Here is a 1,305-nt window from a genome sequence, read left to right on the forward strand (position 1 = left end):
TTGAGACTGATAAATGACAGTACAACCTGTCAAGTCAGTGCGCTGTGCTCCAAGTATGCAGTACCAGATGCCCGATGCATCTTGAAAGACTTTCGGATCACGAAAATGTTCTGTATAGCCTTCAGGAACGGTTGGAATAGCAGGTGGTAAGTGTTTTTCAATCCGTCCATCCGAACGAAGGTGCCCAACGATTTGACTCGTATGGCGATTCCACTCTGCGTCCCGTTTGTTACCGGTATACATGATGTGCACTTGATCATCTTTGATGAAGCCACTACCGGAATAAGCGCCGTGCGAATCAGGATCGTCATTTGGAATCAAGGCGGCCCCTTCATCGAACCAATGTACGAGGTCTTTTGATGTCATGTGATACCAGTACTTTAGACCATGAACAGGACCGAGTGGGAACCATTGATAAAATAAATGATAAAGACCGTCGTGGTAGACGAAGCCGTTCGGATCATTCAAAAGTCCGGTTGGAGGTTGGATATGGTAAGAAAATCGCCAAGGAGATGTTCTTACTTCTTCCTTCATCGCTTGGTATACGGTCGGATCGACATCCGAGAGGGGACGATATCGTGCTTCACGTGTCCATTGATTCATGCTGACAGCTCCTTGTTGAAAATTTATACGCTTCTCGTTCACCTTACGGAGGAGAACCGCGCTTGTCAATCCTCCGTTCCAAAAGGTCAATGAACGGACATACATCCTTTACCATCTTGCTTCGAACGATAGAGCGCTAAATCCGCATGGTGCATGACTTGCTCGAGCGATTCACCTGCTATCTGTTCAGCAAGTCCGATGCTCATTCCGATATGGACAGTCTGTTCTTCTAAATGATAAGGCATCGAGACATGGGCAATCCATTGTTCACCTAAGTGTTGTGCTTCTACTACAGACTGATGCGTTAAGACGATGATGAACTCATCGCCACCAAGACGAGCGACGAAGCCACCAGGTGGAAGTAACTGTTTGAGACGTTGACCGACCTCGATCAGGAGGAGATCACCAAGTGCGTGCCCATATGTGTCGTTAACTGCTTTAAAACCGTCTAAATCGAGACAAAGGTAGATGGAATGCGTTCCTATAGGTAATTGTTCGATGTATTGAGCAAGACCGTTTCGATTCGCAAGACCCGTGAGACTGTCACGTTGCGATAATCGTTCAAACGTCAGTTTTTCTTTTTCGGTATGCAGCAATCGACGAATCAGTTGCTGTAGGGCATCTGTCAATGTCTCGATTTCTCGGATTCCACGATGGTTCGGAAGTGATTTTGAAGGATCACCTTGCATTTGTTGTGCGGCA

General features: G+C 46.6%; 1 protein-coding gene and 1 pseudogene. Both read right to left on the reverse strand.

Annotation, left to right across the window (positions count from 1 at the left end; translation table 11 throughout):
- A pseudogene (locus B2U10_RS14300) lies at positions 1-603 on the reverse strand (sucrose-6-phosphate hydrolase); the annotation flags it as partial.
- A gap of 86 nt (positions 604-689) precedes the next feature.
- A partial coding sequence (locus tag B2U10_RS14305) for a GGDEF domain-containing protein (RefSeq protein ID WP_290788482.1) occupies positions 690-1,305 on the reverse strand: 616 nt, incomplete at its 5' end.

This window comes from Exiguobacterium sp. UBA7533 (assembly GCF_002479335.1).
In the GTDB taxonomy this organism is placed as follows: Bacteria; Bacillota; Bacilli; order Exiguobacteriales; family Exiguobacteriaceae; genus Exiguobacterium_A.